Raw genomic sequence first — 16306 nt, forward strand, 5'->3', positions numbered from 1 at the left:
CGCGAGTTCGCTCTCAGCCGTTCCGCGGAGTCACGACTCGGCGAACCGCCCTTTGGCGAACGCCGCCGAGCCAGACGCGTGCGTGTACCCGGCGTCCGCGACGAGTTCGGTACCCGTGACGAACGCAGAGTCCGGGGAGGCGAGGAACGAGACCGCGCCCGCCACGTCGGAGGGCTGCCCGGGGCGGCCGACCAGCGGGATCGGAGCCATCGCTGCAGTCGCACCGTCGAGATCGGTCGGGTCGTCGGCGAGCACCGCGGCCGTCATCGGCGAGACGATCGCCCCCGGGACGAGCGAGTTCACGCGGATGCCGTAGTCGCGCGCCTCGGCGGCAACGGCGCGCACCAGGCCTGCCACACCAGCCTTGGTCGCACTGTAAATGTGGGGGCCGACCCCACCCACGATCCCGCCCGGGCTCGCAGTGACGATGATCGATCCGCGCCCGCGCGGACGCATCACGCGCACCGCGTGCTTGAGGCAGAGCACTGTGCCGCGCAGGTTCACCGCAATGGTGTGGTCGGCTGCAGCCATGTCGGTCCGCTCGATCGGCCCCAGGGCACCGAAGACGCCTGCGTTGGCGAAGAACACCTCGAGAGACTCGCCTGCGCGGTCCACGACCGCCGCGACGTCCGCTTCATCCGTCACGTCAGTGCGGACAAACTCCCCACCGAGGCGATCGGCGAGCGCCCGACCGGCGTCTTCCTGTAGGTCGGCTATCAGGACATGGAATCCGTCGGACGCCAACCGCTCGGCGCATGCGGCGCCGATACCGCTGGCTCCACCGGTGACAATCGCCGCTCGGTCACTCATAGACGGCCACCAGTCGCCCTTCCGCCTCGCCCCGGTGCAGCCGGTCGAGCGCTGCCGGAATGTCCTCGAACGTGATCGGTGAGATCAACGGATTCAACTCGCCCGCCGCGAACAGCTCGTACACCGCTGCGATGTCCTCGACCGAGCCGCTGCGCGACCCGATGAGTGTCACCTGCTTGAAGATCAGCGATCCGGTGGAGATCTCTGCGGACAGCTTGCCCATTCCGACCTGCACGACGGTGCCGAACTCGCGGACGGCCTCGATCGCTGCCGCGGTCGTCGTCCCGAAACCTGCGAAGTCGACGACGAGATCGAGCTTCTCGTCTGCGAAGTCGGTGATGTCGCCAGACACCGCCTGTGCGCCGATCTCGGTGGCGGCGCTCCACAGCGACTTCTTTTTCTCGGCGACGAAGACTGTGGCGCCGAGCACCACTGCGATCCGCGCCGCCATCTGGCCCAGCCCGCCGAAGCCGATGATGCCGACCTTGTCGCCGCTCGTGACACCGCCGCGGCGCACCAACGCCCGGTAGGCCGCCCGCCCGGCGTCCGTGCCCAGCGCGGCCTGCTCGAATCCGACCTCTGCGGGGACCCTCACCAGGTCCTCCGGCAACGCCGTGCATCGGAACGAGTAGCCGCCATCGCGCCCGAGCCCGGGGCGGGTCCGCCCCGCGGGGAAGACGCCTACTCGGTCACCGACCGCGAAACCCTCGACGTCGGGCCCCACTTCGATGATCACGCCCGCGAGCTCGTGCCCGAGTGTCAACGGGAACGGACCGATCCGCTCGGACCACTGCGGGTCGTGCAGGATGCCGACGTCGGTGTGGCACAAGCCGGCCGCTTTGATCTCGATCAACACCTCGTCGGCCGCGGGGCGCGGCTCCGGAAGGTCGCGGAGCTCCAGCGGAGTGCCCGCACGTTCGAACTGCCATGCCTTCATGTCCAGGTTTCCGTTCTCTAGGTTGGCCTCACACGTACGGGAGTCCGTAGTCGACGATGACGCACGGGCCGGCGACGGGATCGACTCCGCACCCGGTGACGGTCAGCGGTAGCACTATTTATGATAACGATTACTAGCTGTTTAGTGAATACCCAATTCCGCTTCGCGAGCGCGCAGTACACTCGCCCACGTGCCAGGCCGAACCGAGGAGATGTCGCGCCGCGTGATCGATTGGGCACGCAGCGGCGTCCCGGTACTGACCGGATTCGGCGATGGCCCCCCGCTGATCCCTCCCGGCCACGCCGCGACCGTCGCCGATCGACACGCCGCCCGGATCGCCGAGGCCACCGAGGGACGAGTTCGGCTCGCTGGCGCGCGACTGCTGTCCGAACGTGCGGCCTACACCGGGTTCACCCGGCACGGGATGACCTCGGCTGGTCGGCACTGCCGACTACTGCCCACGCTCGACGGCTGGGCCGCGGTCAGTTGCGCACGACCAGACGACCCGATTCTACTTGGCGCCCTGGCCTGCGCGGACGTCCGCGACGATCCGTGGCCCGCGGTCGCCGACTGGGTGCGCTCACACACCGGAGCCGAACTCGCCGAGCGCGCCGAGCTTCTCGGCGTCGCGGCTGGGCCGGTCGGGACAGTCGGCCCGGTCGAGACGGCGCAGTCGACCGCGCAGGCCGCGACCCTGCTGCCGAGGTCGGTCGCCGGACTGCGGGTGGTCGATTTCAGCGCACTGTGGGCGGGCCCGCTATGTGCCCATCTACTCTCTCTCGCGGGCGCTCGCGTCATCAAGGTCGAGACGCCCGGCCGCCCGGACGGCGCACGGCGCGGCGACAGCGAATTCTACCGACTCCTGCACGCCGGGCACGAATCGGTCGTCCTCGATCCCGACGACGACGCGCAGCGAGATGCGCTCGCCGCGCTCGTCGCCTCCGCCGACATCGTCATCGAGGCATCGCGGCCCAGGGCCCTTGCCAGGTGGGGACTCGACGCAGACCGGTTCGTCGCGGCGGGCGGCACCTGGGTTTCGATCACCGCACACGGCCGGGAGTCGAACCGGATCGGTTTCGGCGACGACATCGCCGCATGCGCCGGTCTAGTGGCGCGCGCCGACGACGGCACGCCGCTGTTCGTCGGCGACGCGATCGCCGATCCGCTGTCCGGACTCGCCGCGGCCGATCTCGCGATGTCGAGAGGCCCCGACGGTTCCGGACAACTGTGGGACGTCGACATGTCGTCGGTGGTCGCCACGACTCTCGATCCCGCGACGCAGACCGAACCCGCCGGCGACGCGCTCCTCACCGCGCCGCGCCGACGACCGAGCATCGACCAGGCACCCGTCAGCGGACGCGACACCGCGGCGGTGCTCGCCGAACTGGGAGTCGCCCGGTGAACCGTCTGGTGATCGCGAACGCCGACGTTGCGGGAGTCCGCACCGACGTCCACCTGCGCGCCGGCCGAATCGACGCCGTCGGGACCGGATACGCCCGGCCGTCGACGCCGACGCTGGACGCCGCTGGGTGCGCGGTGCTTCCCGGACTGCACGATCATCATCTCCACCTGCACGCGCTCGCCGCCCACTGGCGCTCGATCCGTTGCGGCCCCCCGCATGTGACGACGGCCATTGACCTGGCCGCGGCCCTCGCCTCGGCCCCCGGCGACGGGTGGATCCGCGGCGTCGGCTACGTCGAGACTGTCGCGGGCCATCTGGATGCCGACGCCCTCGACGAACTGTGCCGGAATCGTCCGACGCGCATCCAGCACCGCAGCGGAGCCATGTGGGTCCTCAATTCGACTGCCGCCCACCTGGTCGACCTGCAGAACGCCACCGAGCCCGGCGTCGAACGCGACGACAGCGGCCGGGCCACCGGTCGCGTCTGGCGCGCCGACACCTGGCTGCGGTCTCGTCTACCCGATCACGGCCCGCCTCCGCTGGACGAGGTCGGCATGCATCTCGCGGCGCACGGAATCACCGGGATCACCGATGCGACGCCAGATCTGGACGGTCGCACCTTCGCGGCACTGACCGATGCGGCAGCGACCGGCGCCCTCCCCCAACGCCTCCAGTTGCTCGGCGTGCCGCTGCACCGGTCCGGCGGCCGCAACGTCGCGACGGGGCCGTACAAAATCGTCATCGCCGACTCCGACCTGCCGGACATCGAGCAACTCGAGGACACGATTCAGCGAGCACACGCACTCGGTCGTCCGGTCGCGGTGCACTGCGTGAGTGTGGAGGCGTGCTGGCTGCTGGTGGCGGTGTTCCATGCGGTAGGCACCGTGCCCGGTGACCGTGTCGAGCACGGCGCGGTGATCCCTGACGAGGCGATCGGAACGTTCCACGACCTCGGCCTGACGGTGGTGACGCAGCCCGGGTTCCTCGCCGACCGCGGCGACGACTACTTGCGGCGCGTCGACCCGCACGATCTCGAGAGCCTCTACCGTTGTCGGAGTCTCCTCGCCGCGGGCATCGGGCTAGCACTCTCGAGCGACGCGCCGTACGGCCCGGTCGATCCGTGGCGGATCGTCGCGGCAGCGGTCGATCGCACCGCCCCCGACGGGCGAGTCGTCGGACAGTCGGAGACCCTGACGGCGGCGAGCGCCCTCGACCGCCTCCTGGCTCCGCTCGACGACCCGGGCGGGCCCGCCCGCACTATCGCGGTCGGCGCAGACGCCGATCTGATCGTTCTCGACCGACCGTGGGCGCAGATGCTCGACGACCCGGCAGCCGTGCGGGTGCGATACACCCTCGTCGGCAGCCGGGTCGTGTTTGAGCGATGAGCGGCGCAGCACCGCGTCATCGCGATCGGATCAGATGCCGACCAGATCGGCGAGCAGATCGCTGTGATGCTTGCTGTTACCGAACAGCGGCTCGGTGGCCTTCGCGCGCCGGAAGTACAGGTGCGGGTCGGCTTCCCAGGTGAACCCGATTCCACCGTGCACCTGAATGTTCTGCGATGCGCATAGGGTGAGGCACTCGGCAGCCTGCCCCTTGGCCATCACGGACACGCGACTGAACTCGTCGCTGTCCTGGTCGGCGCACATCGACGCGTACATGACCGTCGCCTGCAACGCGTCGATCGCGATCGCCATGTCCGCACACTTGTGCTTGATCGCCTGGAACGAGCCGATCGGCCGGTTGAACTGCACACGCTGCTTGGCATACTCCACGGCCATCTCCAGCGCTGCCTCCGCAGCACCGAGTGATTCGTTGGCGAGCAGCGTCCGAACCACGTCGACGACGTGCCGGATCGGCTCGGGCTCCGCGCCGAGCAATTGCGCGGGAGTGTTCGTGAACTCGACGGTCGCCACCGGACGCGTCAGATCCAGAGACGGCTGTGAAGTGACCTCGACGCCGTCGGCGTTAGCATCAACAGCGTACAGCGCCACCTGGTCCCCGGCCGGTGTCAGCGCCGGGACGACGAACAGGTCGGCGATGTGTCCGAAGGCCACATAATCGACCCGCCCGGTCAGGGACTGGGCCCCGGGGCCGTCGTCGACCGCGCGCACGCCTGCCACGTCCACCGAGGTGTCGTCGGGACCGCTCAGTGCGAGCGCACCGATCGCCGAGCCCTCGACGAGGCGCGGCAGCAGATCCTGCTTCTGTTGGTCAGTTCCGAGTCGAAGGATCGCCTCGATGGCTCCGGTCGTGGTGACCATCGGGACCGGGGTCAGCGCGCGCCCCAACTCCTGCGCGACCAGGCAGGTCTCGAGGAAAGTGAACCCGCCGCCACCGAACTGCTCGTCGATATGCAGCCCGGGAACGCCCATGTTCGATGCAAGCAGGTTCCACGTGTCGGCGTCGTAGTCGCCGGACTCGGCGAACTCGCGGACTCGACTCATCGGAGCACGCTCGGTCAACAGGCGGCGCAGCGACTTGCGGAACTCCTCCTGATCATCGTCGAATTCGAAATACATGCTGGTGTTTTCCGTTTCATCCAGGTCGCCGACACAGCAGCGAAGAGGTTCGAGGGCGTGGACGTTTCGAGTCAGGCGGGTTGACGACGCCCGATGTCCTGGAACGGCCCGCCGTCCAGGCGCGGTTCCTTGGGGAGCCCGAGGAGTTGTTCTCCGATGATGTTGCGCTGGATCTGCGAGCTGCCCCCGTAGATCGTCGCGGCGCGCGCATACAGTGCGATGTCCGTCCAGCACTTCGACGAGTTGTCCGTGCCCGGGTTCGGTGTCACGAGGATGCCGTCGTTGCCTGCGCCGCTCGGCGTGAGCGCTTCGAGGCCCAGGATCTCCATGCCGATCTCGGTGAGCCGCTGAAAGAACTCGCTCCAGATCACCTTCGAGAACGATCCGTCCACACCGTACGAGCCGCCGTTGAGCAGCTTGGTCAGGGCGCGGTAGCCGCGGAACCGCATGGTCTGCACGCGCGACCAGCACCAGGCCAGTTCCGCGCGGATCCGCGGATCATCAGTCAGTCCTCGCTCGCGTGCCAGCTCGATCAGGCGCTCGACCTCACGACCGAACCGCACCGCGTCGGTCGTCGCTCGCACGCCGCGTTCGAAACCGAGGAGGGTGTTCGCCGTCTTCCAGCCGCCGCCGACCTCGCCAAGGACGTGGGTGACGGGCGTGCGCGCATCGGTGAAGAACACCTCGCTGAACGCGACGTATCCCGCGGCGTTGAGGATCGGGCGGACCTCGACACCGGGCTGGTCCATCGGCACCAGGAGGAACGACAAACCCTTGTGCTTGGCGACCGTCGGATCGGTGCGGGCGATCACGAAGATCCAGTTCGCGCTGTGTCCCTGCGACGTCCAGGTCTTCTGACCGTTGATCACCCATTCGTCGCCGTCCCGGACGGCCCGCGTACGCATGCCAGCGAGATCGGAGCCGGCTTCGGGTTCGGAATATCCCTGACACCAGACGTGCTCTCCGGAGAGCACACGGGGCAGGAAGTACTCCTTCTGCTCGTCGGTGCCCAGGACACCGATCGTGTTGCCGAGCAGCTTGATGCCGAGGGTGTCGTTCTCAGTGCCGTCGGGCACACCGAGTCGCATGAGCTCCTCGTTGAGAACCACCTGCTCGATGCCCGACAGTCCGGCTCCGCCGACCTCTTTCGGCCACGAGACGGCGAGGAGCCCATTGTCGGATAGCACCTTGCGCCAGTTCTTGAGGAACACTTCCTGCTCGGCGAACGGCAAGGCACCGATGCCCTGCCAGTCGTCCGGAAGCTCCGATTCGAGCAACGTGCGTATCTGAACGCGGTACTCTTCGGCGGCCGCGGGATAGGTGATGTCCATGATTCTTACGATTCCTTTGCTGCAGCAGTGGGCAGCTTGCACACGGAGGCCATCAGCGAGGCGGCTTCGTCCGCGCTCCAGCCCAGTTCGTCGAGGATCTCAGCCGTATGCTGGCCGAGACGCGGGCTGCCGCCCTTGAACCGTCCGGGAGTGTCGGACAGGTGGATCACCATTCCGACCTCGCGCGACCAGCCGTACTCTTCGTGGTGGTGTTCGACGACGCGACCGGAGTCGGTGGCCCATTCCTCCCACAGCAGCTCCGGCATGGCCGGGTGATCGAGCGGGATTTCGGCGGGGACCGCGTTGCCGTCAAGGATCGCGAACGCGTCGTCGCTGGTGAGCTCCGCGAAGCGGGCGGTGAGCAGTTCCGCGAGGCTGTCCGCGTTCGTCCGGCGTAGGGCCGCGTCGGCGAACCGCGCGTCACTGGCCAGGCCAAGGAGGTTCAGAGCGTCGGCTAGGCGACAGAAGGCGGCGTCACCGAATACCGCGATCGCGATCCAACCATCGGAGGTCCGGTAGAGGCGGTACAGCGGAGAAAGCCCCATCTGTTCGGAGTCGAGCTGGTGGGCGGGCACCGCCGCACCGTCGAGTGTCGCCGAGTGCTCGCTGATCACGAACAGGCTCGAGTGCAGCTGCGGGCTCTCCACGTACTGCGCTTCGCCGGTGTTCAGCCGGTGGTGGAGCGCCAGCAGCACGGTGACGGCGCCAAGAAACCCGTTGTACAGGTCTTCGTTACCGATGACGCGACGGATCGGCGCGTTGCCCTCGCCCGCCCCCTCGAAGTTCAGTCCGACCAGTCCCGAGACCAGCGGAGCGAACGACTTGAGCGTCGACTTGGGGCCGGCCGAACCGAAGCCCGGGAGGTACGCATAGATCAGGTCGGGATTGACGGCCTTGAGCTGTTCGTATCCCAGACCGATCTTCTCGGCCTTTCCGGGACGGTAGTTCTGCATGACGACGTCGGCGTCCGCGACCAGGCGGTGGGCGATCGCCTGACCGTCCGCGGTGCGCAGGTCCAACGCGATGCTCCGCTTGCCTCGGTTGGCGCCCTCGAAGAGGTCGCCCAGAGGACGCATCTGGTCACCGACGAGAGGTTCGACCTTGACGACTTCGGCACCGAGATCCGACAGCAGCCGGGCCCCGAAGCCAGTCGCGAAGTACGAGCTGAAGTCGACGATCTTGACTCCCTGCAGCGGGGCCGCGATCTTCTCCGCGGCGGGTGCCGACGCCCACACAGCGGACCGTGAGATCTCGCCGAGACGCGCGTTGTGTTCGCCGACGAGCGGCGCAGGCTGCGGCACTGCGGGAGCAGACTTGTCAAAGCGGATCACCGGGCCGATCTGGCGCAGGGTTCCGTGCTCGGTATCCGGGATCTCGACGGCGACCTCAGCGAACTCGACCTGGTCATCGGAGAACGTCTCTTCAGGATGAAGAAGCGGCAGTGCCGCGATGTCGGCGGCGTGGAAGAGTTCGAGCCATTCGTGTCGCGGACGGGTCCGGAATGCCTGTGGCACCTGATTCCGGGCGATGTCGAGCTCGACCTCGTTGAGCGGAACAGCCATCTCGGGGCCGTCGATCAGCTGGGTCTGTTCGCCGAAACCGAGGAGATCCATCATCCGCCTGTACGATCCCGGGCCGCCGGTGTGCGGGATCAGCCACTTGCCGTCTGCGCATTGGAACGGGTCGGTGATCAGGCGCTTATTACCGAAGCCTGTCTGGGTCCCGCTGCGGGCCAGGTAGGAGATGTCTTTCTCGTTCCACCACCAGTTCATCGACGAGATCGCGAGCATCCCGTCGAGGAGAGAGGTGTCGACCTTCTGGCCTGCGCCGTTAATCTTGCGCGCGCGGAGGGCCGCCAGGATCCCGATGGTGGTGATGAAGGCGGTGCCGTACGACACCGTCGGGTGCCCCATGAAAATCGGGCCGTCGCGGTGTCCGACCTGTTCGGACATCTGACCGAGACGCGCGTTGAGCAGAGCCTCGTAACCGGGGCGCGACGTCAGAGGGCCGGTGTTGCCGTATCCGGTAACCGAGCAGTAGACGAGCTCGGGGAACTTCTGGTGCAGTCGTTCGTATCCCATGCCGAGTGATTCGGCCCGCCCGGTGCCGAACGATTCGACGAAGACGTCCGCACCTGCGAGAAGCTGTTCGGCGATTGCGCGCCCCTCCGCCGTGGCGAGGTCGGCTTCGACACTCCACTTTCCGCGGTCGGTGGTCTTGCGCAACGCCGACGGCACGTCACCGGTTCCGCCGGGTCGCTCGAGCTTGACGACTCGGGCGCCGTAGTCGGCCAGCATCATCGTTGAGACGGCAGCCGGCATACCCCAGCTCGCATCGACCACGACGAGCCCGTCCAAGGGACCAGCCATGTGAGCACTCCTTCTGTAATGCGGCGCTCGCTCCGACTCGTCGAAGCTTCGACGAGTCACGCGGCCCTGGGTCTTCTAGTGAGTTCGGGTCTTCTAGCGAGTTCGGGTCTACTAGCGAGCTCCGGGCCTCTGGTGAGCTTCGGATCTAGTCGGACGACGGGAGAGGCTTTGCGGTGAGCAGCTCCATCGGTGCACCGTGGCACGTGAAGCTCCCCTCCCCCTTCTTCACGCAGATGACCTGGGTCTCGCACTGTGCGCAGGTGTAGCGCTTGCCGATCTCGTTCATGGTTTCTCCTCGATGTCGTGACGTGTCAATGGCGTGGGACGCGTCAGCCGCCGACGAAGATGACCTCGAGGGCCACTCCGCAGCAGGCCAACGACGACCCGCCGGCCGTCGTCACGATCGCTTCGGACTTGCACTCGTTGCAGCGCAGTCGGCTTCCGTTGGTGGCTTCCGCGCCAGGGGTGGTGTCGGACATGTCCGCTCCTTCGCCGTAGGTGCGCCGAGTGATCGCATGTCATCTAGCTCTCATGCACCGGCGCGCGTATTATCTATGTTCACTATAATCATAGTCATGGATTATGGCAAGCGCTTTCGGCGGCCGAAAGCACTCGGACACGGCGCCGCCCGGAGGGAATGACCCACTCCGGGCGGCACCGTCCCAAGCGGGTCCTACTTGATCATGATCGCCTCGTCATAGGTGACCGCAGGCTCCGGCTCGAGAACACCCACCGAAGTGAGGGCGTCGACCGTCTTCTGGAACAGCGCCGGATCGACCGCCGCGTCGAGAACGTTGAAGTTCTTCCGGATCTCGGTCACCGCGTCGGCAGGAGTGCCGGCCCCGACTGCGTCGGTGATCAGCTTGTCGACGCCATCAGCGTTGGCCGGGTCGTTCATGTAGCCGTACGCCTTGGCCATCGCCGCGCAGAAGTCCGCGGCCGTCTTCGGGTTCTCCTCCACCCATGACTTGCGGCTCTGCCACACCGCGCCGAGCAACTGATAGTTGGGCAGTTCTTGGGAGAGCTCCACGAGCGGAACCGCGTTCCCCTCCGCAACGATCGTCTCGGCCGTCGGCGTCACGACCATCGCTGCGTCGACCTGGTCGGCGACCAACGCAGCCTGCGCCGTGCCGCCCGACCCGACGTTCACCAGGGTGTAGTCACCCTCCTGCAGCCCGACGCTCTCCAGAGTCTTCACCATCAGATTCGAGGTACCCGTGCCCGCCGCAGCCGGCATGCCCAGCGTCTTGCCGCGGAGCGACTTGAGGACGTCCGTGGCACTTGCGCCCTTCGCGACCGACGGCAACGACGACCCCTTCGGCGCGACGATCGAAGTCGGCACCTTACCGGAGGCGCCGCACGAGGTGGTGACATCCTGACCCTGCTGAACCGCGGCAAAGGCCTGGCTGGGCGACGAAGCCCCGTAGTCGGCAGCACCGCTGGCGAGCAGCTGGTTCAGGCCCATGCCCGACGGGGCCGGGCTGACTTCGACCGAGATGTTCGCACTCTTGAAGTACCCCTGCTGCTCCGCCGCCGCGATCGGGATGCCCCAGATGCCGCCTGGCGTTACCGACACCTTCACCTGCGCACCCGAGCCGTCCGCGGAATCGCCTTCGCCGCTGCCACAGGCGGCGAGCGACGCTGCCAACAGCAGCACTCCCGAAAGCCTAAGAATTCCTGCCCGCATGTCAAAACCTCCATGTAATGACCCCACCACCTAGTGGCGTCTACTTGTGATGGCAATCATAATCATGAAAATGAGGATTGTGATGGATTGGCGAAATCTTGTCGAGGCCGCACACCAGTCGGTGTCCGAGAGCCGCAGAGGCGACCGCGCGGCCTTCCTGCGTCAGTCCTGCCAGCGCAGGAGTCGGCGTTCGAACCTGCTCGAACCGACACTCGCCACGGTCGCCAGGGCTGCCAGGACGATCAGGACCGCAAACACATAGTTGATCTGGAACTCGCTGCTGTATCGAACGATGTCCTGGCCCAGGCCGTTCTTGGCGGCGATCATCTCACTCGCGATGACGCCCAGGATGGCGTAGGTGATGGCCAACCGCAGGCCGGCGAAGATCGTCGGAACAGCCGACGGCAGAATCACCTTCGTCATCAGCTGACGCTTGTTCAAGCCGACGACGCGGGCCATCGTCATCTGGTCGCGGTCGACACCCTTGACTGCCGAACGCGAGTTCTCTACGAGCAGGAAGAACACGATCGACACGCCCATCACGACCTTTGAGGTTCCGGTGAGGCCAAACCACGCGACGAACAGCGGCGCCAGCGCAATACGAGGAACTGCGTTGAGCGGCACCAAGAACGGACCGAAAACCCGATCCAGGAACGGGTTGGTGCCCAAGACACAGCCGATGAGCACGCCCGCCACCGAACCGATGACGAACGATTGGATAACTGCGATGAGGGTCGCCCCCATCGACGAGCGCATCTGCTCGGATGTCAGATAGTCGGTCAGTGCCGACCACACCTCGGAGGGTTTGCTCACGAAGAGCGGGTTGACCCACCCCTGGTTCGCCGCGACTTCCCACAGCACGAGGAAGCCGACGATGATGACGAGCTGGGTCGTCAGCACCAGCGACGTCCGCCGTGACGGGAGCAGACGCAACCGTTTGGTCATCGACGGCATCGCCGTTGGGGATTGGGCGGGGGTCGCCGCTTGGACAGAGGGGGTTTCGACGTGAGTGGTCATGGTCGCCTGTCTGGTATGGAGTGACGGGTTCACGCGGTGTCGGTCAGGGTGCGTCCGCACTCGATGCCACCGCGCCCTCGAGCTGCTCGAACAGTTCGTGCTGAATTTCGCGGAACCGTTCGGTGAAGATGATCTCGTCAACGAGGTGAGCACGCGGCCGAGGCAGATCGACGAGCAGATCGGTCGCTATACGTCCGGGACTCGGAAGCATGACGATGACCCGATCGGCCATCACGGTCGCCTCCTGCAGGTCATGGGTGACCAGAAAGACCGTGCGGCGGGTGCGCCCCTCGGCGTCGACATCCTTCTCCCAGATCTTGAGGAACTCGGCCTGCATGCGCAGCCGGGTCCGGGCATCGAGTGCGGCGAACGGCTCGTCCATCAGGAGCATCTCCGGATCGGAGACGAGCGTGCGCGCGATGGCCACCCGCTGGCGCATGCCCTGCGAGAGCTGTGCCGGGAACTGCTTCTCCTTGCCCGCGAGCCCGACCAAGGCCAGCATCTCGTCGGCGCGCTTCTTGCGCTCGGCAGCCGAGACCTTGCGCGCCTCGAGCGGGAGAGCGACGTTCTTGCGGGCGGTCCGCCACGGGAGGAGTGAGTCGCGGGCGAACATGTAGCCGAGATCGTAATTCGGCGAGCGCGGCGGTTTGTTCGACACGAGAACGGTGCCGTTGGTCGGTTCGGCGAGTCCAGCGGCCATGTTCAGCAGCGTCGTCTTGCCGCATCCGCTGGCGCCGACGATCGCGATGAACTGTCCCTCGGGAACCTCGAAGCTGACATCTTCGAGCGCGACGAAGCGCTCGACTCCGCCGGACCCTCCGTACACCTGGGAGATGTGTTCGAAGCTCAACGCCGGATCTGCGGTGACCTGGGTGTTCGTCATCTCGAATCTCCTCAACTCTGCGCGGTGACGGCCTGGGCGTACGTGACCGCAGGCTGCGGCTTGAGCACACCGATGGAAGTGAGCACGTCGATGGTCTTGGTCATCTCCGCTTCAGGGACGTCGGCGGTCATCACCGAGAAGTTCTCGCGGATCGCCGTCACCGCGCTCGGTGCGGTCTTGGCACCCACTCCGTCCAGAACGAACTGATCGACAGACTTCGCGTTGGCCGGGTTCTGCAAGTACTCGTAGGCCTTCCCCATCGCTGCACAGAACGCCTCGGTCGCCTTGGGGTTGTCCTTCACCCACGACGCTCGGCTCTGCCAGACTCCGCCGATCAACTGGTAGTTGGGGACGTCGTCAGACAGCTCGGCGAGCTGCACGGCAGTGCCGTCGCCGACCACGGTCTCGCCGGTCGGCGTCGCGGCCATCGCCGCGTCGACCTGCTTGGATACCAGCGCGGCCTGGGCCGTGGTGCCCGAGCCGATGTTGACCAGTGTGTAGTCGCCTTCTTTCAGGCCGACACTGGCGAGGGTCTGCGCCATCAGGTTTGCGGTGCCGGTGCCCGCCGCGGCAGGCATGCCCAGCGTCTTGCCCTTCAGCGAGCGAAGGACGTCGAGGCTGGTAGCCCCTTTCGCGGCACTCGGCAGCGTGCTGCCCGCCGGGGCGACGATCGCGGTCGGGGTTCGGTGGTTGCCGCCGCAGGAGATGGTGGCATCCTGCCCCTGCTGAATCGCGGCGAGCGCCTGACTCGGCGACGACGGACCGAAGTCCTCGACGCCACTAGCCAGGAGCTGGTTGTGACCCATCCCGGACGGCGAGGCCTGGACGGTCACGTCGATCGCCGCGTCCTTGAAGTAGCCGTTCTTCTCAGCGACGGCGATCGGAATCCCCCAGATGGTGCCCGGCGTGACGGAGACTTTCGCCGTCGACGATCCGTCGGCGGAGTCGCCCGTCGCATCGTCGCCACCACCGCACGCGGCGAGCGACGCCGCCAACAGCAGCGCGACCCCCGACATTGTCATCAATCGAGCCCGCATAGATCTTCCTCCGGAATTCCGTGATGCCAGTCACTGCATCAATCTGAGTATGAACCTAATCATACGCATAGAATTAGGGCTGTCAATAGATCTAAACGGTCCAGGTCAATGACGAAATATCGGGGGATGCGCTGGGGGTCGATCACTCCTCCAGAGCGGCCAGTTCCTCTGCGAACTTGGCCCGCGCCTGCTCCTGGAGTGCCGGCAGATGATACGTGGGGAACAAGCCGTCGGTCGCCTCGGCGCCGCGAAGCAGCTGCCTGGCCAGGCTCACCTTGTGAATCTCGGTCGCGCCGTCGGCAAGACCCATGTGGTACGACTCCAGCAGCCACTTGCCCAGCGGTAGTTCCTTGGAGACACCGAGGGATCCGTGCAGCTGGACCGCACGCGAGGTGACATCGAGCAACACCTTCGGCATCGCCGCCTTGACCGCCGCGATGTCCTTGATGACCTTTCGGTAATCGTTCTCCTCATCGATCCGCCACGCCGTCCGCAGCACGAGCAACCGGAACTGCTCGATCTGCAGCCACGAGTCGGCGATCATCTCCTGCACCATCTGCTGATCACCGAGACGCTTTCCGCGGGTGGTCCGCGACACGGCGCGCTCGAGCATCATGTCGAGCGATCGTCGCACCAGACCGACCGTCCGCATCGCGTGATGAATGCGTCCGCCGCCGAGTCGGGTCTGCGCAACCTCGAATCCCTGGCCGACGCCGCCCAGGATGTGATCGGCAGGGACACGTACATCTGTCCATCGGGTGTAGGCATGAGTGCCGACCTCGTAGTCGTGGCCCCAGACACCGGTGTTGCGGACGATCTCGACGCCTGGTGTCTCCGCCGGGACGATGAACTGCGACAGACGTCGGTGCGGCTCCGCCTCCGGGTCGGTGACCGCCATGATGATGTAGAACGACGCGAAGCGTGCGTTCGACCCGAACCACTTCTCGCCGTTGATGACCCATTCGTCGCCGTCAAGCACCGCGGTGGTCTCGAACTCCACCGGATTGGATCCGCCCTGCGGTTCGGTCATCGCGTAGCAGGACACGATCTCGTTATCGATGAGCGGCTTGAGGTAGCGATCCTTGAGCTCCGGCGTGCCGTAGTGCGCGAGGATCTCGGTGTTGCCCGAGTCCGGTGCCTGCGCACCGAAGACAATGGGCCCCGAGTGAGTGCGCCCGACGATCTCGTTGAGCAGCGCCAGCTTGAGCTGCCCGAACCCTTGGCCGCCGAGCTCCGGGCCGAGATGGGTCGCCCACAGGCCCTTCTCCCGAACCTTGTCCTGCAGCGGCGGAATCAGCTTCTGTCGCAACGGGTCCTTCATGTCCCACGCGTGGGTGACGACCTGGTCGATCGGTTCGACCTCGTTGGTGACGAACTCGTCGGCCCACTCCAGGACCTTCTGGTACTCGGCGTCTGTTTCGAATCCCCAGCTCATATCGTGGTTCCTCATCGTGTGTAGGGGTGGATTGTCGGCGGTCGATCGGTGTTCAGCGCATGGCTGTGCGGCCACCGTCGACGGGAATGATCGCCCCGGTGGTGTAGCCGGCACCGGGACCGGCGAGGTACAGCGCGGCACCGACGATCTCAACCGGATCGCCTGCCCGCCCAAGGGGGAGGACTTTCATTTTCTCGGCGACCACGTCCATATCCCACGCTTTGCTGATATCGGTGAGAAACGGTCCGGCCATGATGGCGTTGACACGTACCGTCGGCCCGTATGCCTGGGCGAAGCCCTTGGTCAGAATGTTGAGCCCGGCTTTGGCCGCGCCGTAGGGAAGGTCGCCGGGCGTCGGACGCTCCGATGCGATGGAACTGATATTGATGATCGAGCCGCCGCCCGCCTCGACCATGCGCGGCGCGATCAACGTCGTCAGCCGGAAGGCTCCCTTGAGATTGACGTCGAAGACCTTGTCGAACAACGCTTCGCTGATGTCCTCGAGGTTCTCGTACAGTGGCGACATTCCGGCGTTGTTGACCAGGATGTCGACCTTGCCGAACTCCTCGTACACTCGCGCGACGACATCGTCCTGGGCATCCCAGTCTCCGACGTGGCACGCCAGCGGCAGTGCCCGCCGACCGGTGGCGGCAGTGACCTCCTCGGCGAGCTTCTCGCACCCGTCGAGCTTGCGGCTCGCGATGACCGTGTCGGCGCCCGCGTGAGCGAAGGCGAGGACCATTTCGCGGCCGAGCCCTCGGCTGCCGCCGGTGACGAGGGCGACCTTGCCCTCGAGTGGAAGACCTGAAGTCGTCATCGGTGTATCTCCTTGATCGTCGAACTCGTGCTCGGCTGTCGGGGCCGGCGGGTGCCGGT

Annotated in this window: 15 protein-coding genes; 2 read left to right on the plus strand and 13 right to left on the minus strand. The window is 66.3% G+C overall.

Annotation, left to right across the window (positions count from 1 at the left end; all coding sequences use genetic code 11):
• Positions 1 to 30 precede the first annotated feature (30 nt).
• Together L5G33_RS10785 and L5G33_RS10790 are read right to left on the minus strand one after the other, a co-directional pair.
• On the minus strand, positions 31 to 810 hold the full coding sequence (locus tag L5G33_RS10785; protein ID WP_236998168.1) for an SDR family NAD(P)-dependent oxidoreductase: 780 nt from the start codon (positions 808 to 810) through the stop codon (positions 31 to 33).
• Positions 803 to 1747, minus strand: coding sequence for a zinc-binding dehydrogenase (locus tag L5G33_RS10790; RefSeq protein ID WP_236998169.1), 945 nt, complete (start codon positions 1745 to 1747; stop codon positions 803 to 805). Before L5G33_RS10790 ends, L5G33_RS10785 begins: the two co-directional genes overlap by 8 nt.
• Positions 1748 to 1958: 211 nt before the next feature.
• On the opposite strand from L5G33_RS10790, the gene L5G33_RS10795 reads away from it, so the two are divergent.
• Both L5G33_RS10795 and L5G33_RS10800 read left to right on the plus strand, forming a co-directional pair.
• Positions 1959 to 3149 carry a CoA transferase gene (locus L5G33_RS10795; protein ID WP_236998226.1) on the plus strand — a complete coding sequence of 397 codons (1191 nt, stop codon included), beginning with the start codon at positions 1959 to 1961 and terminating at the stop codon, positions 3147 to 3149.
• On the plus strand, positions 3146 to 4534 hold the full coding sequence (locus L5G33_RS10800) for an amidohydrolase family protein (RefSeq protein ID WP_236998170.1): 1389 nt from the start codon (positions 3146 to 3148) through the stop codon (positions 4532 to 4534). The genes L5G33_RS10795 and L5G33_RS10800 overlap by 4 nt, the downstream gene beginning before the upstream one ends.
• 30 nt (positions 4535 to 4564) lie before the next feature.
• Here the strand turns inward: L5G33_RS10800 and L5G33_RS10805 are convergent, their stop codons facing one another.
• The 11 genes from L5G33_RS10805 to L5G33_RS10855 all read right to left on the minus strand — a co-directional run bounded on the left by L5G33_RS10805 (position 4565) and on the right by L5G33_RS10855 (position 16247).
• Complete coding sequence (locus L5G33_RS10805; RefSeq protein ID WP_236998171.1) at positions 4565 to 5671, minus strand: acyl-CoA dehydrogenase family protein; 1107 nt, start codon at positions 5669 to 5671, stop codon at positions 4565 to 4567.
• A 71-nt stretch (positions 5672 to 5742) separates the two neighbouring features.
• Positions 5743 to 7002: an acyl-CoA dehydrogenase family protein gene (locus L5G33_RS10810; protein WP_236998172.1), complete on the minus strand. Its 1260-nt coding sequence runs from the start codon at positions 7000 to 7002 to the stop codon at positions 5743 to 5745.
• Between the two features lie 5 nt (positions 7003 to 7007).
• Positions 7008 to 9371, minus strand: coding sequence for a CaiB/BaiF CoA transferase family protein (locus L5G33_RS10815; protein ID WP_236998173.1), 2364 nt, complete (start codon positions 9369 to 9371; stop codon positions 7008 to 7010).
• A gap of 145 nt (positions 9372 to 9516) precedes the next feature.
• The gene (locus tag L5G33_RS10820; protein WP_236998174.1) at positions 9517 to 9657 is read right to left on the minus strand and encodes a hypothetical protein; all 141 of its coding nucleotides are present in this window, start codon (positions 9655 to 9657) and stop codon (positions 9517 to 9519) included.
• 43 nt (positions 9658 to 9700) lie between these two features.
• Positions 9701 to 9850 carry a hypothetical protein gene (locus tag L5G33_RS10825; RefSeq protein ID WP_236998175.1) on the minus strand — a complete coding sequence of 50 codons (150 nt, stop codon included), beginning with the start codon at positions 9848 to 9850 and terminating at the stop codon, positions 9701 to 9703.
• A 194-nt stretch (positions 9851 to 10044) separates the two neighbouring features.
• Entirely contained in the window at positions 10045 to 11028 is a 984-nt protein-coding gene (locus L5G33_RS10830; RefSeq protein ID WP_236998176.1) for an ABC transporter substrate-binding protein, read from the minus strand.
• 192 nt (positions 11029 to 11220) lie between these two features.
• Positions 11221 to 12075 (minus strand): ABC transporter permease, encoded by an 855-nt coding sequence (locus L5G33_RS10835; RefSeq protein WP_236998177.1) that lies wholly within the window; start codon positions 12073 to 12075, stop codon positions 11221 to 11223.
• 43 nt (positions 12076 to 12118) lie between these two features.
• Positions 12119 to 12958, minus strand: coding sequence for an ABC transporter ATP-binding protein (locus L5G33_RS10840; protein ID WP_236998178.1), 840 nt, complete (start codon positions 12956 to 12958; stop codon positions 12119 to 12121).
• An 11-nt stretch (positions 12959 to 12969) separates the two neighbouring features.
• The gene (locus L5G33_RS10845; RefSeq protein ID WP_236998179.1) at positions 12970 to 13995 is read right to left on the minus strand and encodes an ABC transporter substrate-binding protein; all 1026 of its coding nucleotides are present in this window, start codon (positions 13993 to 13995) and stop codon (positions 12970 to 12972) included.
• Between the two features lie 142 nt (positions 13996 to 14137).
• The gene (locus tag L5G33_RS10850) at positions 14138 to 15430 is read right to left on the minus strand and encodes an acyl-CoA dehydrogenase family protein (RefSeq protein ID WP_236998180.1); all 1293 of its coding nucleotides are present in this window, start codon (positions 15428 to 15430) and stop codon (positions 14138 to 14140) included.
• 52 nt (positions 15431 to 15482) lie between these two features.
• On the minus strand, positions 15483 to 16247 hold the full coding sequence (locus L5G33_RS10855; protein ID WP_236998181.1) for an SDR family NAD(P)-dependent oxidoreductase: 765 nt from the start codon (positions 16245 to 16247) through the stop codon (positions 15483 to 15485).
• Positions 16248 to 16306 lie beyond the last annotated feature (59 nt).

This window comes from Gordonia liuliyuniae (assembly GCF_021738805.1).
Taxonomy (GTDB): Bacteria; Actinomycetota; Actinomycetes; order Mycobacteriales; family Mycobacteriaceae; genus Gordonia; species Gordonia liuliyuniae.